This window comes from Eubacterium sp. AF34-35BH, assembly GCF_003477765.1.
In the GTDB taxonomy this organism is placed as follows: Bacteria; Bacillota; Clostridia; order Lachnospirales; family Lachnospiraceae; genus Eubacterium_G.
Map to the genome: position 1 here is coordinate 234,373 of NZ_QUDZ01000004.1, position 24,989 is coordinate 259,361.

At 31.5% G+C, this 24,989-nt stretch carries 25 protein-coding genes; 4 read left to right on the plus strand and 21 right to left on the minus strand.

Annotation, left to right across the window (positions count from 1 at the left end; translation table 11 throughout):
* Positions 1 to 13: 13 nt before the first annotated feature.
* On the plus strand, positions 14 to 718 hold the full coding sequence (locus tag DWZ69_RS06335) for a tRNA 2-thiocytidine biosynthesis TtcA family protein (protein ID WP_118436489.1): 705 nt from the start codon (positions 14 to 16) through the stop codon (positions 716 to 718).
* Between the two features lie 24 nt (positions 719 to 742).
* Positions 743 to 1,816, plus strand: coding sequence for a tyrosine-type recombinase/integrase (locus tag DWZ69_RS06340; protein ID WP_117999609.1), 1,074 nt, complete (start codon positions 743 to 745; stop codon positions 1,814 to 1,816).
* Positions 1,817 to 1,969: 153 nt separating this feature from the next.
* Here the strand turns inward: DWZ69_RS06340 and DWZ69_RS06345 are convergent, their stop codons facing one another.
* Entirely contained in the window at positions 1,970 to 2,326 is a 357-nt protein-coding gene (locus DWZ69_RS06345) for a LysM peptidoglycan-binding domain-containing protein (RefSeq protein ID WP_243002591.1), read from the minus strand.
* A 223-nt stretch (positions 2,327 to 2,549) separates the two neighbouring features.
* On the opposite strand from DWZ69_RS06345, the gene lexA reads away from it, so the two are divergent.
* Positions 2,550 to 3,164, plus strand: a complete 615-nt coding sequence (gene lexA, locus DWZ69_RS06350) for a transcriptional repressor LexA (protein WP_117999610.1) — start codon at positions 2,550 to 2,552, stop codon at positions 3,162 to 3,164.
* Positions 3,165 to 3,460: 296 nt separating this feature from the next.
* Here the strand turns inward: lexA and DWZ69_RS06355 are convergent, their stop codons facing one another.
* The 18 genes from DWZ69_RS06355 to DWZ69_RS06440 form a co-directional block, all read right to left on the minus strand.
* Positions 3,461 to 4,777 (minus strand): GTP-binding protein, encoded by a 1,317-nt coding sequence (locus tag DWZ69_RS06355; RefSeq protein ID WP_118436491.1) that lies wholly within the window; start codon positions 4,775 to 4,777, stop codon positions 3,461 to 3,463.
* 78 nt (positions 4,778 to 4,855) lie between these two features.
* Positions 4,856 to 6,160 carry an alpha-amylase family glycosyl hydrolase gene (locus tag DWZ69_RS06360; RefSeq protein WP_118436493.1) on the minus strand — a complete coding sequence of 435 codons (1,305 nt, stop codon included), beginning with the start codon at positions 6,158 to 6,160 and terminating at the stop codon, positions 4,856 to 4,858.
* Between the two features lie 155 nt (positions 6,161 to 6,315).
* Positions 6,316 to 6,663, minus strand: a complete 348-nt coding sequence (gene rsfS / locus DWZ69_RS06365; protein WP_022166148.1) for a ribosome silencing factor — start codon at positions 6,661 to 6,663, stop codon at positions 6,316 to 6,318.
* A 1-nt stretch (position 6,664) separates the two neighbouring features.
* Positions 6,665 to 7,846: a nicotinate (nicotinamide) nucleotide adenylyltransferase gene (gene nadD, locus DWZ69_RS06370; protein ID WP_158573365.1), complete on the minus strand. Its 1,182-nt coding sequence runs from the start codon at positions 7,844 to 7,846 to the stop codon at positions 6,665 to 6,667.
* Between the two features lie 16 nt (positions 7,847 to 7,862).
* The gene (yhbY, locus tag DWZ69_RS06375; RefSeq protein WP_022166145.1) at positions 7,863 to 8,156 is read right to left on the minus strand and encodes a ribosome assembly RNA-binding protein YhbY; all 294 of its coding nucleotides are present in this window, start codon (positions 8,154 to 8,156) and stop codon (positions 7,863 to 7,865) included.
* 10 nt (positions 8,157 to 8,166) lie between these two features.
* Positions 8,167 to 9,450: a GTPase ObgE gene (gene obgE / locus DWZ69_RS06380; RefSeq protein WP_118436496.1), complete on the minus strand. Its 1,284-nt coding sequence runs from the start codon at positions 9,448 to 9,450 to the stop codon at positions 8,167 to 8,169.
* Positions 9,451 to 9,558: 108 nt separating this feature from the next.
* Positions 9,559 to 9,843, minus strand: coding sequence for a 50S ribosomal protein L27 (gene rpmA / locus DWZ69_RS06385; RefSeq protein ID WP_117999615.1), 285 nt, complete (start codon positions 9,841 to 9,843; stop codon positions 9,559 to 9,561).
* A gap of 2 nt (positions 9,844 to 9,845) precedes the next feature.
* Complete coding sequence (locus DWZ69_RS06390; RefSeq protein WP_117999616.1) at positions 9,846 to 10,169, minus strand: ribosomal-processing cysteine protease Prp; 324 nt, start codon at positions 10,167 to 10,169, stop codon at positions 9,846 to 9,848.
* Between the two features lie 12 nt (positions 10,170 to 10,181).
* Complete coding sequence (gene rplU, locus DWZ69_RS06395; RefSeq protein ID WP_022164756.1) at positions 10,182 to 10,481, minus strand: 50S ribosomal protein L21; 300 nt, start codon at positions 10,479 to 10,481, stop codon at positions 10,182 to 10,184.
* Positions 10,482 to 10,619: 138 nt separating this feature from the next.
* Entirely contained in the window at positions 10,620 to 11,567 is a 948-nt protein-coding gene (locus DWZ69_RS06400) for a fibronectin type III domain-containing protein (protein ID WP_118436498.1), read from the minus strand.
* Between the two features lie 17 nt (positions 11,568 to 11,584).
* The gene (locus DWZ69_RS06405) at positions 11,585 to 12,787 is read right to left on the minus strand and encodes a DUF4317 domain-containing protein (RefSeq protein ID WP_118436500.1); all 1,203 of its coding nucleotides are present in this window, start codon (positions 12,785 to 12,787) and stop codon (positions 11,585 to 11,587) included.
* A 55-nt stretch (positions 12,788 to 12,842) separates the two neighbouring features.
* Complete coding sequence (locus DWZ69_RS06410; RefSeq protein ID WP_118436502.1) at positions 12,843 to 13,529, minus strand: ElyC/SanA/YdcF family protein; 687 nt, start codon at positions 13,527 to 13,529, stop codon at positions 12,843 to 12,845.
* 102 nt (positions 13,530 to 13,631) lie between these two features.
* Positions 13,632 to 15,077, minus strand: a complete 1,446-nt coding sequence (locus DWZ69_RS06415) for a response regulator (protein ID WP_118436504.1) — start codon at positions 15,075 to 15,077, stop codon at positions 13,632 to 13,634.
* A 47-nt stretch (positions 15,078 to 15,124) separates the two neighbouring features.
* Positions 15,125 to 16,888: a sensor histidine kinase gene (locus DWZ69_RS06420; RefSeq protein WP_118436506.1), complete on the minus strand. Its 1,764-nt coding sequence runs from the start codon at positions 16,886 to 16,888 to the stop codon at positions 15,125 to 15,127.
* Positions 16,885 to 18,465 carry an extracellular solute-binding protein gene (locus DWZ69_RS06425; protein ID WP_158573366.1) on the minus strand — a complete coding sequence of 527 codons (1,581 nt, stop codon included), beginning with the start codon at positions 18,463 to 18,465 and terminating at the stop codon, positions 16,885 to 16,887. Before DWZ69_RS06425 ends, DWZ69_RS06420 begins: the two co-directional genes overlap by 4 nt.
* A gap of 50 nt (positions 18,466 to 18,515) precedes the next feature.
* Complete coding sequence (locus DWZ69_RS06430; protein WP_158573367.1) at positions 18,516 to 19,640, minus strand: ribonuclease E/G; 1,125 nt, start codon at positions 19,638 to 19,640, stop codon at positions 18,516 to 18,518.
* Positions 19,633 to 20,304 carry a TIGR03936 family radical SAM-associated protein gene (locus tag DWZ69_RS06435; RefSeq protein WP_118436511.1) on the minus strand — a complete coding sequence of 224 codons (672 nt, stop codon included), beginning with the start codon at positions 20,302 to 20,304 and terminating at the stop codon, positions 19,633 to 19,635. The genes DWZ69_RS06430 and DWZ69_RS06435 overlap by 8 nt, the downstream gene beginning before the upstream one ends.
* Positions 20,294 to 22,156 (minus strand): TIGR03960 family B12-binding radical SAM protein, encoded by a 1,863-nt coding sequence (locus DWZ69_RS06440; RefSeq protein ID WP_117999624.1) that lies wholly within the window; start codon positions 22,154 to 22,156, stop codon positions 20,294 to 20,296. Before DWZ69_RS06440 ends, DWZ69_RS06435 begins: the two co-directional genes overlap by 11 nt.
* 180 nt (positions 22,157 to 22,336) lie before the next feature.
* Between DWZ69_RS06440 and DWZ69_RS06445 the strand changes: the two genes are divergently transcribed.
* Positions 22,337 to 23,002, plus strand: a complete 666-nt coding sequence (locus tag DWZ69_RS06445) for a PHP domain-containing protein (protein WP_117999625.1) — start codon at positions 22,337 to 22,339, stop codon at positions 23,000 to 23,002.
* A 125-nt stretch (positions 23,003 to 23,127) separates the two neighbouring features.
* Here the strand turns inward: DWZ69_RS06445 and hisIE are convergent, their stop codons facing one another.
* Entirely contained in the window at positions 23,128 to 24,351 is a 1,224-nt protein-coding gene (gene hisIE, locus DWZ69_RS06450) for a bifunctional phosphoribosyl-AMP cyclohydrolase/phosphoribosyl-ATP diphosphatase HisIE (RefSeq protein ID WP_117999626.1), read from the minus strand.
* Entirely contained in the window at positions 24,351 to 24,938 is a 588-nt protein-coding gene (gene hisB / locus DWZ69_RS06455) for an imidazoleglycerol-phosphate dehydratase HisB (RefSeq protein ID WP_117999627.1), read from the minus strand. Before hisB ends, hisIE begins: the two co-directional genes overlap by 1 nt.
* Positions 24,939 to 24,989 lie beyond the last annotated feature (51 nt).

Below are 24,989 nucleotides of genomic sequence, written 5' to 3' on the forward strand. Positions count from 1 at the left end.
TGGAGGTTTAAATTTGAAAGAACAAAAACTATTTAGTTATGTCCGCCAGGCAATAGACAACTATAATATGATAAATGATGGAGATAAAATTGCTGTGGGTATATCCGGCGGTAAAGACAGTTTAACTCTACTTTATGCATTGAAAAAACTTCAACGCTTTTATCCTAAAAGCTTTGATTTAATTGGTATAACAATTAATTTAGGCTTTGGTATACAGGATTTCCATCAAATTAAGAACTATTGCTCTAATTTAGATGTTGATTTACATATTGTCGAAACACAAATTTCAGATATTGTTTTTAACAAGCGAAAGGAATCTAATCCATGTTCTTTATGTGCAAAAATGCGTAAAGGGGCTTTAAACAATCATGCAAAGGAGCTTGGTTTCAATACAATTGCTTATGCTCATCACAAAGATGATATGATAGAAACAGCTATTATGTCGTTGTTGTATGAAGGGCGGTTCCACTGCTTCTCTCCTGTTACTCATTTGAGTAATACTAATTTAAAAGTCATCAGACCGTTAATGTATGTGCCTGAAAAGGAAGTAATTGGCTTTGCAAATAAATATCAGTTGCCGATTGCTAAAAATACATGTCCAGTTGATGGTCATACAAAACGAGAATATATAAAGAATTTAGTTAAAACATTAACCAAAGGAAATCCAGACTGTAAAAACAGTATTTTTACAGCTTTATGTAACAAGAGTTTTGATTAACCCAAATATTTAAGGAGTTTAGATATGCCAAACATTGAAAAAAATAACACAACGAGAAATTACCATGATCAGGTAATAATAAATAACGAATTAAAATTAAGGGAATTACAAAAAAAATTACCATGGTTTTGCAAGGATTTTTTTAGAGGAATCGAGCCTACTACTTCTTCCCGTACACGTATTGGTTATGGATATGATTTAATTGTTTTCTTTAATTATTTAAAAGAAAATAATCCTAATGTGGAAGATAAAGAAATCACCTCTCTACCACTGGATATTTTAGATAAAATTACTGCAACAGATATCGAAGAATATCTTGAATACTTAAAGTATTATGTAACTGAAGATGGCAAGGAGCATATTAACAAAGAACGTGGCATAATGCGAAAACTTGCCTGTCTTAGAACATTATACAAATACTTTTATAAAAAAGAGATGATTAAGACTAATCCTGCTTCTATTGTAAGTATGCCTAAAATCCATGAAAAGGAAATTATAAGATTAGACGCTGATGAAGTGGGCAATTTACTTGATGAAGTTGACACAGGCGATAAGCTAACGAAATCTCAACAGAAATTTCATGCTAAAACTAAAACACGAGATTTAGCAATATTGACTCTTTTACTTGGAACTGGTATTCGTGTTTCTGAATGTGTTGGTATTGACATAAATGATATTGATTTTAAGAATTCCGGTATAAAAATCCGTCGTAAAGGTGGCAACGAAACCGTTATTTACTTTGGTGAAGAAGTTGAAAAAGCTCTCTTAGACTATATTGAAGAAAGAAAATTAATTGTTCCTATATCCGGTCATGAAAATGCACTCTTTCTTTCTATTCAAAAAAAACGAATCGGTGTTAGAGCTGTAGAAAATTTGGTCAAAAAGTATTCTTCCTTAGTTACTAACTTGAAAAAAATTACGCCTCATAAATTGAGAAGTACCTATGGCACTGCTCTTTATAAGGAAACCGGTGATATTTATCTTGTAGCAGATGTTTTAGGTCATAAGGATGTAAATACTACAAAAAAACATTACGCAGCTATTGAAGACGAACGTAGACGCAAAGCCAGAAACGCCGTCAAACTGAGAAAAGATTAAAAATAAGAAAATCTAAACATAATTAAATAAAAAATTAATTCAAATACTACTCACAAATATAGTAAATATATAAAAAAATTGCCGCAAATGAATATGTGCGTTAAACATTTGCGGCTAACTAAAGATATATATGGTATAAAATAAAGGCAAGCTTTATTTATACTCGTTTGAATAATATGAAACAACTAAATAACTTCCACTGTTAATCTTATCGCTAACAAGATTATTATTCTTCTTAACCTCATCAATATAATCCTGTACAGATACATCACTATTAATTGTGTACTTCTGAGCAATAGATGTTAATGTATCACCTGGTTCAATCTGGTAACTTGTGTAATATTTATATAAAGGATTCTTACTTGTATTATTTGCATTCACATTATATAAATTAACAAATGTGGCACATATTAAAAACATTGCTATACATGTAACACCAACAATAACTATTCTTCTCCGTAACAGATTAACTCTTCTTTTCTTAATCACGTCTCTTCTGCCTGTATTCATTATATCTTCCTCCTCGCATAGCTCTTTTAGTATGTATTGCTTATCCCTTTAAGAACATCTGTTCTTGTTCTGTAATGTTATATTATCATCCGAACAAACGTTTGTCAATATTTTTTCGAACATATTTTCGAAATCTTGTTGTTTTTTATCAGGAACTATGTTAATATTATCATATAGGTAGTCCCATAAATGGTACTTTTGAAAAAAGGAGGTAAAAAATTTTATGCCAGGAAAAATTAGTGAAAAGCAGCAATTGATTTTAGATTACATAAAAGAAGAAATTTTGAAAAAAGGTTATCCACCTACAGTTAGGGAAATATGTGAAAGAGTTGGCTTACGCTCTACTTCTTCCGTCCACTCACATCTTAATACATTAGAAGAGAACGGATATATAAGACGAGATCCTACTAAGCCACGTGCAATCGAAATAATTGATGATGAATTCGGTTTAACAAGAAGAGACATGACTAATATTCCAATTATTGGACGTGTTGCTGCCGGTGAACCACTACTTGCAGTTGAAAATATCGAAGATTATTTTTCTCTTCCTACAGAATTTCTACCTAACAATGAAACTTTTATTTTAAAGATTCAAGGTGAAAGCATGATTAATATTGGTTTTTATGACGGTGATTTTCTAATTGTAGAGAAGGTCAACTCTGCTAATAACGGAGACGTTGTAGTTGCTTTAATAGATGATTCGGTTACAGTTAAGACTTTTTATAAAGAAGATGGTTATATTCGTCTTCAGCCTGAAAATGACAATATGGATCCTATTATAGTTGATGATTGTACAATCGTTGGTAAAGCATATGCTTTATACCGTAAGATAGTTTAAGAAAGATAGTTTAAGAATCGTAAGACAGTATAAAAAGAATTTTAGAACTAATATAGTTGTAACGATTGCAATTATATTAAATTTATTGAATTAAAAGTTATATTAAGACAATTATATTAAATTAATTCTTTTAATAATTGATTGTTTTATTATTATTTTATTATTATGAGGTATATAAAAAACGTAGTTTTTAGATATTTAAAAACTACGTTTTTTACTTTATATAAGCTTTTAATTGCTTATTACTATAATGAAACAATAATATAATTATTTATATTGTTACTCATATTATCTGATTAATAAGCTAAGCATTTATCAAGGCTTTCAATAATTGCCTCTTTATCCATATCATGGCCAATAAATACAACCTTAATCATTCTGTCTCCTACTTCTTCGTCCCAATCATTTACCAGTGTAGGATCTTCTTTCATCATTTTAGCTCTAACTCTACGAGGAGCTGTTGCAACCCACTGTCCCGCATTGCTAATGTTAATCTGTTTTCCTGCCTGTTCAAACATATATGCATCATTGTTATTTTCAGCAGCCCAGATAATACCTTTTGCTCTGATGATTGTTTTTGGCATTTCATCTAACCAGTCTTCAAATTTTTCTTTTGCAAATGGTTTTCTTCTGTAATATACAAAAGTTCCAATACCATATTCCTCAACTTCACCTTCTCCATGGTGATGATGGTGATGGTGTCCATGATGGTGACCTTCTTCATGGTCATGGTGGTCATGATGTTCGTGTTCATGGTCATCTTCTTCGTCATGATGATGTTTATGGTGCTCGTCCTCATGGTCGTGATCGTGATGATGTTCATGTTCATCGTGATTGTGATGCTCGTGTTCTTCATGGTCATCTTCTTCATGATGTTCTTCATTATCAAATGATTCTAATTCCTGAATCCAACCTGCTGACATACTTGCCTGTTCGAAATCAAATCTCTTTGTATCAAGAATTTCATCAACATCAATTTCACCATAATTAGTTTCAAACATAACAGCCTTAGGCTGAAGTGTTCTAATAATCGCTTTTACTTTAGCTAATTGTTCAGGTGTAACTGTGTCAACCTTATTTAAAATAATTGTATTACAGAATTCAATCTGCTGAATTAAAAGATTTTCAATATCTTCTTCATCAATATCATCTTTTACAAGATTGTCACCACAACCAAATTCGTCTGCCATTCTAGCTACGTCAACTACAGAAACGATATTATCAAGTCTTGCTAATTTTGCTCTCTTGTCATAAGAACCATCTAACATACAAATTGACTGAGCAATTGGAATAGGTTCGCAAATACCACTTGCTTCAATTAAAATATAGTCAAATTTTCCTGACTGTACCAAATCTATAATCTGATTAATTAAATCTGTACTTAATGTACAACATATACATCCATTCTGAAGAGGTACAAGATTCTGATCCTGTAATGTAGCCTGTCCGCCCTTTGCAATAAGAGATGCATCTACATTTACTTCACCTATATCATTAACGATAACGGCTACTTTATAACCCTTCTGGTTTGTAAGTACCTGATTTAATAATGTTGTTTTACCTGCTCCTAAATAACCTGTAAGTAATGTTACAGGAACCATTTCTCTTGCCATAATAGCACTTCCTTTCCTAGTATTACATATATTAATCTATAATAGTTTTATTAATTAAATATGAAATTTATTTTAAACTTAATTCATTAAATAAAATGCACTATATCCCGGCATTTTAAAGCATTCTCCTATTTCCATAGGTGTATTTGTAATTAAATCCGTATATGTGTGATTTTTCACTTCACAGTATGCATCAAAGGCATTTTCTTCTGCGTTAATGCAAACATAAACTGTTTCATTTTCAGTAGCGCGCTTAAAAATACACTGTTTATTTGTTAAAAGCACTGATGTAAAATCACCATAATTTAAGCCAACACTGTTTTTCTTTGCTGCACTTAAATTACTGATAAATTGTGTAAGTTCATTAAATTCCGGTTGGTCAAATGAAAGTCTAAGTGCAGGATCTCCCTGAGACTTATCTGCCTTTGTTCCCCATTCGCTGCCATAATAAACACATGGTATCCCCGGCATGCCAAACATTAAGGCATATATAAGTGGTAAATGTTTTTCATTTGTCAGAATGCTTGCAACTCTTGTAACATCGTGATTGTCCACAAAAGACAATAAATGTTTTCCTTTATACAATGTCCATTGCTCAGGTCCAAACTGACGTAGCAATGAATGATTAATCTCAAACATATTCATACTGTTAAAACTTGAATAAAGACCTTTATAACATTCATAATTTGTTGCTGAATTAAGCATTTCATCATTCATTCTCTGGTTATAGTCACCATGAAGCATTTCTCCAACTAAAAAGAAATCTTCTTTTAAAGAATCAACATGTCGTCTTAATCTTCTTAAGAAATCAAAGTCAAGGCAATATGCAACATCTAATCTGATGCCATCTATGCCAAATTCATTTATCCAAAAAGAAACAGCATCTAATAAATATTCCACAACATCGTTATTTTGAAGATTTAATTTAACTAAATCATAGTTGCCTTCCCAACCTTCATACCATAGGCCGTCATTATAGTTGGAATTGCCGTTTAAGTCTATGTGAAACCAGTTTAAGTATGGTGAATTTTCTCTATTCTTACATACATCCATAAATGGTTCAAATCCACGTCCCACATGATTAAAAACACCGTCTAAAACAACTTTTATGCCATTATTGTGTAAATCCTCACACAACGCTTTAAAATCTTCATTTGTGCCTAATCTTACATCTATCTTTTTGTAATCTCTTGTATTATATCCATGAGTATCTGACTCAAATAGCGGAGAAAAATAAATTGCATTTGCACCAACTTTCTTTATGTGTGGAATCCAGTCATGTATTTTTTTAATACGATGCTGTAAGTTGCCATCATTTTCCAAAGGTGCGCCACAAAATCCTAAAGGATATATTTGATAAAAAACACTTTCATATGCCCACATATTTTTTCCTCCTAATAAATACAATAATATACTGAAAATTATATAAACAAATACATCTAACGTAAAAAATACAATATCTTAAATTTTAATTATTAATATAATTTTATAAACCTAATATTATAAAAGAAACGTTATCTAAATTTCTATAGATAATTTTATAAATCTGTAACTTCCAAATGTTTTCCATCACGCCAGATTCTTTCTAAATCATAGAATAATCGGTCTTCTTCATTAAAAACATGAACAATAATATCACTAAAATCCATTAATATCCAATTAGCGTTATCAAAACCTTCAATATGTTTTGGCTTGCAGTCAACTTTATACATTTCTTCTTCAACGCTGTTAGCTAATGCCTTAACCTGATTTTCGTTATTACCGCCTGCAATAATGAAATAATCAGCTAAAGTTGAAATTTCTGAAATATCAATAATTGAAATATTAATTCCCTTTTTCTCATCTAATGCATTATATGCAATTTTTGCTAATTCTCTTGATTCCATTTTATTCTCCTAATTTGTTTTTATAGTAGTCAAATGCTTTCTGCGTGTAGCTGTCAATAATTTGATTTTTACTTTTCAAATAATCCAATGTATCTTTTAAAATACTATAAGTCAGCAAATCTAAATTTTGAAGCGAAATGCTTCTTAGATATTCTAAATTAGGCTGCACAATTCTACCTGGTTCAATATAGTCAGCACAGAAAATTATTTTTTCTAAATCAGACATGTTTTCCTTACCGGTAGTATGCCAAATAACAGCATTTAAAACATTCTCATCTACTATACCATATTTTGTTTTTGCAATAAAAGCGCCAACTTTTCCATGCAGAAGATATGGTGCTTTTTCTTCATAGTCTGTCACTAAAATATTGTTATCCTTACAACATTTAAGTAACTGTGAATCTGAATAGTATTTAGCACAGTCATGTAATATACCGGCTAAATACGCTGTATTTGGATTAACGTTAAAGGCTTCTGCCATTTTCTTTGCTGTTTCTGCCACACCTAAAGTATGTTCATATCTGTGTTTGTTTAAGACATTTTTCAAATCTGCCTTAATTTTGCTAAGAGACCATGCCTTATTTATATTTCCATCTGTATAGAGATTATTTTCTACAATATACTCATATACACCTTTAGGCAATAAATCTTTTGCAGCTTCTATTTTTTGTGTTCGTATATCACTGGATGAAATATCAGACTCCTTAACATTAAGTAAATAAACATTAGCAGCCACTTCTTCTTTAATCTTTTCAACTATACTTTCTATATTAAATTGATTTTCATCCTTTCTATTAACAATAACCAAATTGGCATTTTTTAGAATCACAGCTGGCTGATACCAGCTAGTAAAAGTTGCAGCAGAATCGCCGCCAATTATAAAATAAAGATCATCTTCTTTATGCTCTGATTTTAGTTTGGTTAAAGTGTCAGCTGTGTAACTTAAGTGGTTCTTTAACTCGTAGTCAAAAAACTCAACATTTTTTTCATTAGCTACCGCCAACTTAATCATGTTTACACGATGAAAATCTGATGTAATATTTTTTGTATTTTTGTGTGGTGGACATGGTGAAGGCATGATATATACTTTATCTAACTTAAGCTGTTTTAAAGTTTCTTTTGCCATATATATATGTGCCTTATGAATGGGATCAAATGTACCACCTAAAATTCCTATTTTCATAATAACTCCACTAAACTTATGGAAGAATAATCTTTCTGTCTTTTTCATCCTTTGCAGGTCTATATAAGACAATTTTTCTTCCGATTACATGAACAACTGTAGAACGGGTTCTGTCAGCAATAACCTCTGCAATGTTCTTTGGTTCATATAAGCAGTTTTTCAAAACATTTAACTTTATAATTTCACGTTTCTCTAATGCTTCATCAATTGCAGCTGTAATTTCAGGTGTTACAGCAGATTTTCCAACCTGAAAAATTGGATCGATTGTAGCAGAGATTTTTCGTAAATAAGCTCTTTGTTTGCTATTCATAATCTACTCCTTACTTGTAATATTCAAACTGGTGACCGTATAACTTAACTGTGTCACCTTCTTCAATTCCTAATTCTTCTAACTGTTCGAGAATACCATTGTCCTTCATAAATTTCTGGAAGAACAAGAAGCCTTTTTCAGACTCAAGGTTAGTATAACCAAGCATTCTTTCGATTTTTGGTCCTTCAACAGCATATAAACCATCTTCAACTTTTTCAACTGTGTATGGTAATTCTGATGTAATAATGTAGTCTTCAGGATTATATTCCTGTTGGTATACAACAGGTGCATCATCAAACTGATCTAATAAACTTCTTACATAGAAAAGAAGTTCTTTTAAGCCTTTACCACTAACTGCCGATATAGGATAAACCTTAATATCAGGTTCAAATTCAGCTTTAATTTTGTCGATTACTTCATTTGTATCACCATAAATTGCATCAATTTTGTTAGCTGCAATAACCTGTGGTCTTTTTAATAAATCAGGATTATATTTTTCTAATTCATTATTAATTGCCTTAATATCAGCTATTGGGTCTCTACCTTCTACTGAGGCTGCATCAATCATATGAATAATAACTTTTGTTCTTTCAATATGTTTTAAAAACTGATGTCCCAGCCCGACACCTTCTGAAGCACCTTCAATAAGTCCCGGTATATCAGCAATAACAAATCCTTTTCCACCATCTAAATCTACAACACCAAGGTTTGGATTTAATGTTGTAAAATGATAATTGGCAATCTTTGGATCTGCATTTGTTACTCTTGAAAGCAAAGTCGATTTACCAACATTTGGAAATCCTACAAGACCAACGTCTGCAATACTTTTAAGTTCAAGTGTAACATTTAATTCCATGCTCTTTTGTCCAGGCTGTGCATACTGTGGTGCCTGCATTGTTGCTGTTGCATAATGCTGGTTTCCTTTACCACCGCGACCACCTTTTAAGATAATCATTCTCTGATTATCACCACTCATATCTGCTACGATTTTTCCTGTTTCTTCTTCTCTGACAATTGTTCCTTCAGGAACTTTTATAATAAGGTCTGCACCGTTTTTTCCTGTTTTGTTCTGCTTGCCACCTTCCTGTCCCGGCTCTGCTTTAAAATTATGTTTATGTCTAAATTCATATAAAGTGTTAAGTCCTTTATCTACCTGAAAAATAACGTCTCCGCCTTTTCCACCGTCTCCGCCATTAGGACCACCATTTGGAACATATATTTCACGTCTGAAAGATACATGTCCATCTCCACCTTTTCCTGACTGTATGAAAATTTTTGCAAAATCTGCAAACATAATAATCCTCCACGATTGTATTGTTAATATAAATAATGAGTTACCTTTTAATGTTAAAATAGGCTTCAAATCAAAACTGACTTGAAGCCTAATAGTGTCTGTGTTTAATTATTCAGCTACAGGGTATACAGAAACCTGCTTTCTGTCTCTACCTTTTCTTTCAAATCTTACGATTCCGTCTGAAGTAGCAAATAATGTATCGTCACCACCACGTCCAACATTTACGCCTGGGTGAATCTTTGTTCCACGCTGTCTATAGAGAATGTTTCCAGCCTTAACAAACTGTCCGTCTGCTCTCTTAGCGCCAAGTCTCTTTGATTCTGAGTCTCTACCGTTCTTTGTAGAACCCATACCTTTTTTATGAGCGAAGAACTGAAGGTTCATCTTCATCATAGCTATACCTCCTTATAATCTAATGTTATAAAATCTTTGTATTCTTTCTCTAACTGCTCTAGTCCTAAAACTAAAGACTTTATTAAAAGTTCAGCTTCTTTACTAATATTATTGGAAAATTCAAAATCTATTATACCATCGTCTTCATGCTCAAACTGAGTATATTCATCTGATGTTAACTGTTCAATTGAATTCACAAAATTAATAGCGAGAACTGATAGTCCTGCACAAACAATATCTTCTCCTGCATCTGCATATCCGGAATGTCCTTCCATACAAAAGCCAATGTATGTATTGTCTCTGCAATAAATGGTTATTCTTGTCATAAAACCACCTGATTAAGCGTTAATCTTGTCGATTGTAACTGCTGTATACTGCTGTCTATGACCATTCTTTTTATGATAACCAGTTTTTCTCTTATACTTGTAAACGATAACTTTCTTAGCCTTACCATCTCCAACTACTGTAGCTTCAACTGTAGCTCCTTCAACTGTTGGATTTCCAACTTTACCGTCAACATAAAGAACCTGATCAAAAGTAAACTTAGAACCAGCTTCAGCACCAAGCTTTTCTACCTTGATAGTTTCGCCTTCTGAAACTTTGTACTGTTTACCACCTGTTGCTATAATTGCGTACATTATGGGCACCTCCTATTACTCATTACTCGCCAGTTTCGGTGATTGCAAAAGCAATACTTATAACCACACTGAGCGGCATACCATAGTATAATAGCATACACTAATTTACTTGTCAAACTTTTTCATGTTGTTTTTTACTTATTTTTTTGCTTTTTTATTTGCCTTAACCTTAAAAGACTTTTTCACCCACTTACTGTAAACATCATCTTCAATAAGATTCAACTTCTTAGCTCTAACTCTTACATAATATTTCTTGCCTTTTTTAAGCTTCTTAACTGTATAAGAAGTTTTCTTTGTAGTTAAAGTTTTTGCCTTTGTAAACTTTTTACTTGTTGAACACTGAACTTCATAAGAAACTGCATCACTTACTTTCTTGAATTTAATTGTAGCCGATGTAGTCTTTGCCTTAGCTGAAGTTTTCTTAACTTTTGTTTTAGTTATTTTTGTATTTGCAATTGTGTTTGCCTTCTTAATTTTTGCTTTAACACTTGCCATTGTTTCATTTTTATTTGTTGTAGCAAAAAGTTCTGTTGTTTTGTCTAATGCCACCTTATATGATACTGTTTTCTTATCTGCAGATAATGTACCGTTAGTTGATACAATTTCTTTTGGGAAAGTAAATGTAATATTCATTTCAATATCATCTGTGTTTACTGCAGATAAATCCGCAGCACTGTCTACAGTTTCAGGTTTAATTAACTGATAAACTGTTTCAGTTGATAAATAACTGTTTGGACCTGCACCATAATCAACAGTCAGCTTGCCTTTTCTTAATGTTTGCTTATTCTGAAGTTTTATGTAAGATTTTCCATCAATAACTTCCTCACTATATGTTACATTGCTTGATGCGGTATTTTCTTTAAGCTGATTTTGATATTCTCTCCAAAAATTATTAATCTCGGAATCAGTTGCCCCCATTTTTTTAAGTGCTTCGTTTGCCTGTGACTTATTAATAGTGATTAGCATTTCTGCATTACCTGTACCGTTTGAATTAAGTTTCATGTTTACATCAACCTGTGCACAGCCTGTAAATACCATAATTACAGCTAATAATAATGCTGCAATTTTTGTTATACGTTTTTTCATATAACTTCCTCCTTTAATTAATTTATTTTTACATGGTCAGATTCCGAAACCGGAATAACCACACAATTAACACCGTCAATGTTTTCTCTTCGAATTAACTCTTTCTTTTCTGAATTAACAGTGATTATTATTTCACCTTCATCAACAGTCAATTGTTCATTGTTATCATTTGTCTCCTCTATTGAGGCAATTTTTCTATTTAAATCTTTAATTTCTTCTTTGAGAAGCTCTTTTTCATTATTATCCTTAACAATTTTTTGTGCTTTGTTTGGAACAATATCGCCGATTAATGGAACTTCTTCTGTATTAATTGATGACATATATTGATCACCAATGTTTACAGCTTTGTTTTCTGCAATGCCTGCATGTTCTAAAGCACTTTTTATATGTTCTTTTGACACGTAAGATTCAGGATTTTCATCTGAAACTTGAGCAAGTTCAATGTTTACAGTATCCATTACATCTTTTACCATATCCTCGCCTGTAACTTCAAGTACCATGTCTGTTAGAACGTCCTGTTGTTGAGCATATGTTAATTTTTCTCTACAACCAAGAATATCTTCAATCATCTCTGTATGAACATTTTTTGAGTCGGCAGTATACATTAAAACTGAGTGAATATCACTGCTTCTATCAATAAATGCAGGGAAAACAAAACCTGTTTCAGGCATTCCCACAAACCACTCACGATTTAATGTGCTTATTTTATTTTTATCCTTGTTATAGCCAAGTCCCGGCTTTGATAAAACCATAGGGCAAATGGCACAAATTATATATTCGTAAACTTCTTCTGACTCATCAAGTTTATTGTTATCTGTTGTTTTTGTCATAACATCGTATACGTCATGGAACAATAAAATTAAGTAATTGCCAAGAGAATTGTATTTTTCAATTACCATATCGTAAAAAGTATCAAGAATCCCCTGATCCTTCAAACCACTTTTCTTTAGTCCTAAAAGAAACTGCTGATGGCCACCCGGCTTTTCTTCTTCTAATGGAAAATTAAGTTCTAAGATATTATTTCCCACGTTTGTTGACAAAACTTTTTTTGCAATTTCTAAATATTTAAAGTATTCTTCATCTTCAAGATTTAAAAATATTTCGTCCAAATTAGTTACTTTATTTTTGTTATCGTCAATGTAGCAGCCGCATATTTTTGTAAAGGTACAACCGTCTTTTTTAAGTCTTCTTCTTAATTCATTAATTGATTTCTTGTCCATAATAATCTCCCTGTCCCTATTTTTGTTTTACCAATAATATTAATTGTATATATTATTATTTGTCGTTTGTCACATCGCCACTGCCTGTTAAATCTATTTTGTCTCCTAAATATTTAGAAGTAGGCTTTGTAATGCATTTACCAAATGATTTAACTCTGGCAAAACACTCTCTAAATCGCCAATAAGTCATTTTCTTGCTATATTTTCTTAAATCGCATGGTACACCATAAGCATCCAACCCAACTTTCTTTGCAATATAGAGTGCTCTGTATAGATGATATTTTTGAGTTACTATAACAACTTTTTTTGCTCCAAAAACATTTTTGGCTCTGTACATTGTATCATAAGTCTCAAAGCCTGCGTGATCCATAAAAATATCTTCAGATGGTACATTTTCATTAATTGCATAGTCTTTCATTGTATTGACTTCATCATGGTTGGCTCTGCCATGGTCGCCTGACATAATGATTTTTGATGCGGCACCATTTTTGTATAATTGGTCTCCCACAATAATTCTGTCTTCTAAAATCCATGTAGGACTACCGTCTTTTCTGATTCCTGCTCCAAGAACTATTATGCAGTCAGCATCTAAATTCTTGCATTTTTCAACTGTAACTATTCTGCTTTTTACAGAACCTGTAACGTATAAATTAATTCCTACAACTGTTAATGTTCCAATTACGCCTAAAAATATAATTACACATAAAATCTTTATTAGCATCTTTTTTTTTCCTTTTTTCATAATATCTCCTTTTTATCTACCTAACATAAAACTGTTAAAATTCTTATGTTATCTATGTCTTACAGTCCTTATTTCGTATTATAAGATTAACCTGTTATAAGACTAACCTAGATTATTTCTGTACTGTGATGGTGTAAGACCGGTTATACTCTTAAAAGTTTTCATAAAATGTTTCTCATGCTCGTAACCAACAGCTCTTGAAATTTCATTTACCTTCATATCTGTTTCTGTTAAAAGTTTCTTTGCCTGTCCCACTCTGAAATTCTTTAGATAATTTACGAAATTGGTACCTGTGTATTGCTTGAAATTAAATGAAAACAGTGAATAATTCATTGATATATAATTTGAAACTACTGCCATATTCAAATCTGTAGCATAATTTTCTTTTATGTATTCAATGGCTTTTTGCATTTTTAAGCCTGTTTTCTGTTCATCAATGTTGTCACTTACCAGTTCATCAAAACCTTTAATCCAACCACGTACAACATCCATGTATTCATCAATATTCTGGTATGAAAAAATATCAAGAAGTTCGAAAACTTCATGTTCCTTGTTTTTTAATGATTTCTCGTAAACTTTCATTGTAGTTAAAATAATAAGCTTCATTTGTTCCTGAAATTCATTTATTGGATACTTTCTATTCTTCACACCTTCAACAAATATCTCCAACTGTTCCAAAGCTTCATTTAATTTGTTTGAACAGATAAGATTTGCTGTTTGCATCATCAACTTAACACCATAACCGTATTCTTTTTCCATTACTGTATATGTAGTAGCATCCACAATTGGTGTACAGGTTTCAAATGCTGTTCTACGCATTTCAGCAGCTTCACAAAATGCCTGTCTTACATCCATAAAATTGTAATATACATTGCTTATGCCAATATTATGATTTTCCAATTTTTTTAAGACTTCGTCTTTGTATTTTGGATTACATATAATAATATCCAAATACTCCTGCCCCTGAACATAATAATACTTATTAGTAACAGTTAAATCAATGTCCTCTTCTTTCTTTCCGAAACAAAAAACAATGAAATTACTTAAAGGTATGTATTGGTTAACTATGAGACAGATATTTTCAATTTCAACGTCTGTAACAGTATCATAAAATAACATATACTGAAGTTGTCTGTATGCGTTCTTTTTATTTTTTTTCTGCTGATTTTCTCTTTCATTTATTATACTGTCAAATTTTTCCAATACTTCCTGTATTTTGTTTCTATCAACAGGCTTTAGAATATATTCCTTAACACCATTTCTAAGCATTTCTACTGCATAATCAAACTCATCAAAGCCACTAATTGCAGCTATAAGTGGTTTTTCATCCAATTTTTGTACTTCGCCTACCAATGTTATGCCGTCCATTTTAGGCATTCTAATGTCTGTAAACATTACGTCCACTGGCTGTTCTTTTAAAACTTCTAATGCTTTTTCTCCGTTATTACACTCAATAATTTCTTCAATATCTACACCCGAACGTTCAATCATAGAGCGGATTCCCTGTCTTATTAGTTTTTCGTCTTCCACTAACAAAAGTGTTTTCATATTAATACCGAACCTTTCAAAAATTTTTCTTAAGTTTTGTTTAAGAATTACAATGTTTCATCATTCGGAATACATATTGAAACTTTTGTATAAGCACCTTCCTGAGAAAAAATCTGCAAACCATATTCTTTTCCGAAATACATCTTTATTCTCTGCTGAACATTATACAAAGCTCTTCCATGTTCTTTGTCATCCGAAATCTGTTCTTTTGAATTAATGCTTCTAATTAATTCATTAAGTTTTTCCTGACTCATACCAATTCCCATATCAGATACTTCAATTATAACATTATTTTCTTCTTTAAAAACTTTTATGTAAATTGTAGTGTCCTCAGCCATTTCCTCGATACCATGATTTACAGAATTTTCAACAATTGGCTGCAGGGACATTTTAGGAATTTTGATATGTAAAAGTTCTGCCGGTACATTTAACGACAAAAAGATTTCGTAATCCTGTCTTAAATTCATTAAACTTAAATAATTTTGTATGTTAAGAATTTCCTGTTTTAATTCTACCATTCCTGATGACCATTTCATACTATATCTAAACATATTTCCTAAAGTAGTAATTGCGTCACTGATTACATATTCTTCTTTTATTTCAGCCATCATTTTTATTGTTTCCAAAACATTATACATAAAATGTGCATTAATTTGGTTCTGAAGGGAACGTATCTCTGCATTTTTGGCAAGCAACTGTCTTTCAATATTCTCTTCATTTAATTTTTCCAGAGAATATACCATTTTATTAATTTGTTTACCTAACTCTGATATTTCATCATTACCCTTTTCAGTTAATTTAATGATGTTGCCATTTTTTATTTCACTTACTTCTTTTGTTAGGTTATTAAATCTTGAAAAAGAATTCTTTATTAAAATTGCCACAATAAAAATAAAGACAATCATTGATAGAAATACAACTATAAAATAAAGAAGCTGACTTTTATAATAGGAATTAACAATTTTCTTTGTGCCAACAATTCTAACATAAGTTCCACCTAAAGAATTAGAGTATACTGTAGAAACTATTGATGTTTCACCATTAAATTTTCTTGTAATTGTATTATTTTTATCTGATTTACAAATTTGTTTAACTTCATTTATATTCTCATCTACTGTTTTCTTATTTTTACCTGAAGCATAGACTTCACCTTTATTTGAAATAAAACATGTAAATTCATTGTTATCGTTTTTGTCAAAGTCCAAAAATAAATTTTTTAATTCCGTAGACACTTCTACTACAGCAACCAATCTTCCTGTTTCATCAGTAACATTTTTTATAATAGCTGCCAGTCGTGTTTTACCAATTACTCCATACTTGTTTTCCTTATAATCAAACACCCATTTATTATTTTCATAACTATTTGACCATTCCTGTTGCTGCAAACGGTTAAGTTTATAAAAACTTGGAGCTTTTTCAGTAACATTTGCATTGGCATAAACCTTAACATTATATATGTATGGATTAATATCTACCATTGCATCTATTGAGCCAATTTCATTTTTATAAAAATCTAATTTTTCAACACCTTTGTAATCCTGGTTATTTTGTACCTTCTGAATATATTCAAAAATTCTGTTTTTCTGCAAAACTAACTGTCTTACCAGATAGCAGGTTTCTTCAACATCTTTTAACTGAGCCGAAACATTATACATATTGTTTTTTTCGTCAGTTAATGCTACTTCTCTGGCATTATTCGAAATATTAAAAAACATAACAGATGTCCAAAGACAGGTACATACAAATAAGGCAACTACAATTATAAGTATTATTTTATTACATAATGAAATTCTTATTTTCTTATTTTTCATTTATCCAATCCTAATTTTTTTATGTTAATTTTCATCTGTTTCGTATACGCCTTTAAAACCTGTTCAAAGCCCATATTGTACCTTTTTTTCATAAACGTGTTGTATATACTGTCAAATTCTTTGTCACTATTTGCCAGCAATAATTTAGGAAGTGTTGCTCCCCACAAACCTTCAATTGAATTCTTTGTTTTTCCTATTTTTGTTGAATCATCTAATGTTATTGTATACTGCCCTACATAGGTAGTATATGGAAGCGTCCATTGCTTCAACTGGGTTACCGGATTATCCTCATCGTCTTTAATCCACTGTGCACCCATTGCATCGTTTTGCATCATCCAATAACATGAATCAGCACCATATTTTTTATCAAAAGTTGTTCTGTCTGAATATAGTAATTTTTTTACTTTTTTTTTCATTTCAGGCCGGCCTTCTTCATTATAATCCCAAGTTTTACCTTTTACACCCAGCCATGTCATTTTCTGACCTTCTTCACTAATTAAATAGGACAAAAGTTTAATAGCTTTATCAGGATTCTTGCAGTTTTTTGAAATTAATGTAACTGTCCAACCATTTACACTTGTACCCGGCAGTGTATAATCATCACCAGTTAAATTTTTCGGGCCATCTACAGCTATGTAAATGCTATCAGGATTTTCTTTGTATAAAGCTTTTTCCTGGTCAGCTATGTCAGTGTATTGATAAATCATACAAAAATACTGACCATTTAGTATTTTCTCTGACATTTGCGCTCTTGAATCAACAAAAATATCATCTTTTAACAAACCTTTACGGGCAAGACGATTATAGGTTTTAAGCCATGCAACATAACTTTCGTCTTTTAGTCTGTCAATGGCATTACCATTTTTGTCTGTATAAGGAACTGCAAGAAAATCTAAAAGATAATTGTCAAAAGAATCACAACCTCTGTCATTAAATTGGGTACATCCCACCGGTATCATTTCTTTTCCATCTACGGTAGGATACATTTTGGCAGCTTTCTCAACAGCTTTTTCAAACCCTTCAGGAGTTGTCATGTCTGGTGAACCAATTGCCTCATATATATCTTTTCTTACTAAAAAAGTCTCATTGGAAGCTAAATTATCGTACTTGCTGTAATCAGAAGGGGCACATGCAGAGTTTGGATATTTATATAAATGCCCATCATCGCTCTTATGCCAGCTCACAACTGCATCATCTACTACTTTCATAAAATATGTATCATATTTTTCTGACAGTTCATCTAAAGCATAAACCTTCCCTTCATTTATCATCTGAGCAATTCCAGATTCCCACCAGCCTAACGTTATAAGGTCAGGCAAAGTATCACTGGAAATCATTGCATCTAATTTTTCGTTAGGATCACCTGTTGGTGTAACAAAAGATATGGAGCAACCTGTTTTTTCTGTGATAGCTTTTGAAACCATATTATTTCCCCAGTCACCTGAAAACCATGAAAAGTTAATATACCATGACAAATCAACTGTGGAGTTTTTTTTGACTTTTTTTCCACATCCAATAAATATTACACATATAATTACTGTCAAAAATAAATATGCTATTTTTTTTAATTTTCTCATAAGCAAATTCCTTTCCGTAACTTTTCTCTTTAGAAAAGACACTTTAATTATCATTTAGCTTCACTAAATATTTCATATAATGGCTGTTCCTGTTTCTTTCTTGTTATTTCCATTAAACCAAGTTTTGTAATATCAACAACACTACAACTTACATAATCTTTCTTAACTTCCTGCCTCATTACAGCTATAAGATTTCCGTTTTTTAATTCATCTGAACCAATAAAATCAACAATAATTGTTCCTGATATATTTCTAATTTGCAGCTGTCTTGAAATTTCTTTTGCAGCCTCTTCATTAATTTTCTGTATGGTTTTATCTCTGTTTGATTTGAAATCAGCCTTACCTGTGTTAACGTCAATTACAGTCATCGCCTCAGTATGTTCTATTATCAAATAACCGCCTGATTTCAACCAGACATGCCTGTTTAAACTGTTTTTCAAATGTTTTTCCAAAGAATATTTATTAATAAGATTTATTTTCTTTTCGTCGTTAAAAGAAGCACAAATATCTGCTGCTTTCAAGCTTTCATATATCTGTTCAACATCTGTAATAACCATACCATCTTTTTTTAATACAAAATCTTCAAGTACTTCCAACTGTTTATCTTTTTTGTAAACAAGGGTTTTAGCCTTTAAGAAATTAAATTTATTAACTGTTTGATTGTATATTTCAATAGCTTCATTTATATTATTTTCTAAATTCTTTAAGTCTTTGCTTTGGGCATTTGTTCTTAAAATAAAACCATATTCATCAGTACAGAAATGGGAGAAACTATTCTTGTACTGTTCTCTTAACAAACTGTCATCTATTTTTTTTGAAATACTAAAATTATTGTTTCCAACAGTCAAAATAACACTACCAACAGAAATATTAAGTTTCCAGGTAAGAAGATAATCCTTAGTCTTAACCTTATCACCGGCTACCTGAACAAGAATTTTGTCACCCTGTTTTATTTTATGAGGATAATTTTTGAGAGATAAAAAACCTTTACTTTCGCCATCAATTTCCACAAAAGCCGCATTAAGATTTTTTACAATATCCTTAACGTAACCAACATAAATGTTTCCAACAAGAGATTTGTTTTCCAAATTATAAATTCTACTTAATTTATTTTCTTCAAATTGAAAACCTAATATTTTATTTCTTACTTTTGATACTACTAAAATATTACTCAATGTTTCCTCCAATTTCACTAAGAGAAACCAATTTATCATTTTCTAAACAATACATATCCAAACGCTCATATTGAACAAATTCCGGTAACTTAGCTCCTGTAAACTGTTCTAATGCACTCATTACCAAATCAGGTTTCAGGTTAGCCGCACTCCCCTGAGATACTTTCATAAAAATACCATCTTCATTAAACTTCATTTCATGAATCATTGGCTTTATGTCTACTATTTTCTCACTTTTCTTTGTTTTCTTAAGAATGTTGATTTCATCCTGTGCATAAAAGTCATTAACCTGTTCTTCGGTAAATAAGTCTGTGTAAACAAAATAATCTGCTCCTGCCACAATTGACATGGCGTTTTTTGCACCCTCTGGTAACTCTTTATAACTTACAACTTTTACACCCTCTACATTTTGAGCATTGATGTTTTTAATCATTTCTTTACTTGAAAGAGAGCTGTTTACCTCAATATCAAAATACTCTCCTTTGCTAATTACGCCAACACTTAAAGGGGCAGCAAAAGACATTTTCTGATGTGGGGAAAAGCCTTCTGAATAACAAATATCAACATTGGCACGTCTCATAACTTTTTGAAAATATCTAACCATATCCAAATGACCTATAAATTTCATTTGGCCCTGTTTTTCAAATCTAATTCTAATTTTCAAAACATACACCTCCTCCAAAACTTGCAGCTCCGCAACCTGAGCACTGCATTCTACAGTTCGGAGTTACTTTTTCATTTTGAGCATTGTGCCATTCGTTTAATAAAAATCTCTTTGTTACTCCTGTATCTATAAAATCCCAAGGGAATATTTCGTCATCGCTACGTTCTCTTGTAATATAGAAATCCATGTCTATATTAGTTTCTTCAATTGCCTCGTCCCAAATCTGTCTGTTGTGATACTCTGACCAGGCATCATAAATACCACCTTTTTCGTATACTCTCAAAAGAGTTTTTGATAATTTTCTATCACCTCTTGCAAGTAAACCTTCCAAAATACTAATGTCAGATTCATGCCAGTGATATCTGATACTTTTTCTGTTTAATAAAGTTTTCATTTTGTCATTTACTTTGTGAGCCTTATCTAAAAATGTTTTAGCTGTACACATTGGTGCCCACTGAAAAGGTGTAAATGGCTTTGGCACGAAAAATGAGGTACTTGCTGTAATCTGGCACTTTCCATGTCGTTCTTCTTTTGGAACTGTTTCATAATAAAGTTCAGCAATTTTTTCGCACAAATCCATGATACCGTCTACATCATCATTTGTTTCCGTTGGCTGACCTAACATAAAGTATAATTTTACCTTATTCCAACCACCTATAAATGCCTGTTTACAGCCATTTAAAATATTTTCTTCTGTAAGACCTTTGTTGATTACATTTCTCATTCTCTGAGTTCCTGCTTCAGGTGCAAAAGTAATTGAACTCTTTTTCACATCCTGAACCTTACTCATAACATCAAGAGAAAAAGCATCAATTCTAAGAGAAGGTAATGAAATATTTATTTTTTTCTTCTTACATTCTTCAATTAGGAAATCTATCAATTCCTTTAACTTGCTATAATCACTTGTACTAAGAGAACTTAATGATATTTCATCATGGCCTGTACTTTGTAACTGGGTAAGAGCAATTTCTTTTAATGTCTCAAGACTTTTTTCCCTTAAAGGCTTATACACTGAACCTGCCTGACAGAATCTACACTCTCTAATACAGCCTCTTTGAATTTCAAGAACACATCTGTCCTGAACAATTTTTGTAAAAGGTACTACAGGCTTATCAGGATAGCATACATTATCAAAATCAAGAACAATATCTTTTTTTATTACATCCTGAATATTTGGATTATTGCATTTCATTTCCTTAATCGTTCCATCTTCATTATAAGAAACATCATAAAACATAGGCACATACATACATGGTATGTTTGCTGCTTTTTCAAGAAACTCTCTTCTTGTACCACCATTAGCTTTGTTTTCTTTATACAAATCAATTAAATGGTAATATTCTGTTTCACCTTCACCCATATAAAAGATATCAAAGAAATCTGCTATAGGCTCAGGATTATAAGTGCATGGCCCACCACCAATAACAATTGGATCATCTTCACTTCTATCAACTGACAAAAACGGTATATCGCTTAAGTCAAGTAACTGCAAAATATTTGTGTAACACATTTCGTACTGAAGAGTAATGCCTAAAAAGTCAAAATTCTTTACAGGTTCCTGAGACTCCAGTGCAAATAATGGTATGTGCTCCTCTCGCATGATTTTATCTAAATCAACCCATGGAGAATAAACTCTTTCGCAGTAAATATCATCACGTCTGTTTAATAAATCATATATAATCTGAATTCCTAAATGAGACATCCCAATTGTATAAACATCAGGAAATGCCATTGCGAATCGAACGTCTACTTTTTTAGGATCTTTTTTTATCATATTAACTTCTCCACCTATATACATAGATGGCTTTTCTATTTTCATTAGTATTTCATCACTAAGTGCTAATTTTCTCATTAAAACTCCTCTTAAATAGTTTATTATTTCCCCATCAAAATAAAATGACGAAATTTTTACATAAGTATTTATATTATAATACAGATTAAGTTTTTTCACAATTTATATGTAGTATTTTGCCATAAACTTTTTGCTGAAATATGTTATACTTATAAATATTAAAATATAGAGGAAAAAACAATGTATAAATACGAAACTCACTTACATACAAACGCTGCCAGTGCCTGTGCTTCTATTTCAGGCAGTGAAACAGCTATAGAATTTAAGAAATTAGGCTATACAGGTATATTTGTTACGGATCATTTTTTTAGAGGCAATTCTAATATCCCTCATAACTTTCCTTGGATTAATAGAATTAATATGTTTTCACGAGGTTACGAAGAAGCAAAAAAAACAGGCGATAAAATTGGTCTTCAGGTTTTCTTTGGTTGGGAAGAAACTTATGATGGACAGGATTTTCTAATTTACGGTTTAGATAAACAGTGGATGATTGAACATCCCGAAATGGAATATTGGACAATTAAAGAACAGTTTCAGGCGGTAAATGATGCCGGCGGAATGGTAATTCATGCACATCCTTTTAGGGACAGACCTTATATACCTGAAATCAGATTATTTCCAAACTATGTAAACGGCGTAGAAATATTTAATGCTAAAAATAATCAGGACGAAAACGACCAGGCATACATGTACGCAAAAAAATATAATCTGCCAATGACTGCCGGGGCGGACAACCACCACATTCCTATCGTTAATTCTGGAATTGATGTTATGAAAAAATTTAATAGCGAAAAAGATTATGTGAATCTTATAAAAAATAATTTGCCAAAGGATTTGATTATATAAGAAATCACGGATAAATTTCTTATTCCATAAATAAAAGGTCTAAAACCATTATTGTTTTACACAATTGATTTAGACCTTTTTATGTAGTATAAAATTTCCGTTACATGAAAATTTATTATTCATTGCTATCTTCTTGATAATTCTTTTGTAATTTCCTTCCAGCTTACTCCTTTTTCAGCCATAAGTACCATTACATGATATAAGAAATCAGATATTTCATATTTTACTTCCTGTGGATCAGGATTCTTAGCAGCTATAACAATTTCTGTTGCTTCTTCTCCTACTTTCTTAAGAATCTTGTCGATGCCCTTGTGGAATAAGTAATTAGTGTAAGACCCTTCTTTTGGATTCTCTTTTCTATCCAAAATTACGTTAAATACATCTTCAAATACTTTCATTGGATTAGTATCGTCATATTCTTTTTTCACAAGATTATTAAAGAAACATGTATCTGCTCCTGTGTGACATGGCACACCAACCTGTCTTACTTTTGCAAGCATTGTGTCCAAATCGCAATCCATAGCAAGTTCCTTAACATACTGGTAGTGACCTGATGTTTCACCCTTTACCCAAAGTTCATTACGGCTTCTGCTAAAATAAGTCATTTTGCCTGTTTCGATTGTGTTATTAAATGCCTCTTCATTCATATAAGCCAACATAAGAACCTTGTTAGTTTTATAATCCTGAACTACAACAGGAATCATACCGTCTGAATTTGTCTTAAAATCAGCAAACTTCATAGGACTTTCAAAAACATTAACCTTAATGCCCTTTTCCTTTAATTCTTTTTTATATTTCATAAAGTCAAAATCATTTACAAATGTCTCAGAGCAAACACCGTAACATTTATTGTCTGCTACAGCTTCAACATTGTTGCTTATATAGAGCACATCTTTCAATGACTCAATATTTTCTTTTGTAGTAATTACTAATGAAATTTTCTTCTCAATATCTTCTGACAAATTATAATTTGAAATAAGTGCTATGTTATCGCTACCAAATCTGCTTGAAGCTTCTTCTAAAAGATGCATATCTGTATCAACATTTAGTACAGCCTTTTTAGCACCTGTATAAATGTATTTTTTAACATCTTCAAGTCTTTTAATATTGCCACCAACAAGCATTGGTATATCAACAGAGTCTGCAATATTAATCATGGCACTAATATTTGCTTCGTGTTCACTGTCATTTGAAGAAATGTCAAAAACAAGAAGTTCATCTGCTCCATTATTGTCATAAACAGTTGCTATTTCTACAGGATTACCTGTACCAATAACTTCCTTTGTATCTTTATTTACCACCTTACCTTCAAATAAATAAATTGAAGGAATTAAATTTATGTAATTCATTATAATGTTCCTTTCGTAGATAATACGTCTTTAATTCTGTCATCAAATAAAGTTGCCTGGTCAAGAGCTTTCGCAAAAGCTTTGTATATGCCTTCAATCATATGATGATTATTGCCCGGTTCTAAAATATTAATATGCAAATTCATTCCTACCCCATAAGTAATTGCATGGAAAAATTCCTTAACCATTTCTGTATCAAAATCACCAACTTTATCTGTTGTAAATTCCCCCTTAAAAACAAGATATGGTCTGCCTGACAAATCAAGAGCACATAAAACCAATGACTCGTCCATTGGTAAAATTATGTTGCCATAACGCTTAATTGATTTCTTGTCTCCCAAAGCTTCTTTTATAGCCATGCCAAGAGTGATACCTGTATCTTCAATTGTATGATGACAATCCACATACAAATCGCCATTGACCTTAACGTCTAAATCAAAGAAACCATGTTTTGCAAAACTTATAAGCATGTGGTCAAAGAAACCAATGCCTGTATGTATATTTGATATTCCACTACCGTCTAAATTAATGGAAATTTCTATTTGCGTTTCACTTGTATTACGAACACATTTACCTATTCTACTCATTTAATATTCCTTTCTGTTAAAACAAAAGTTTAATATCTCTAAAACAAGAGA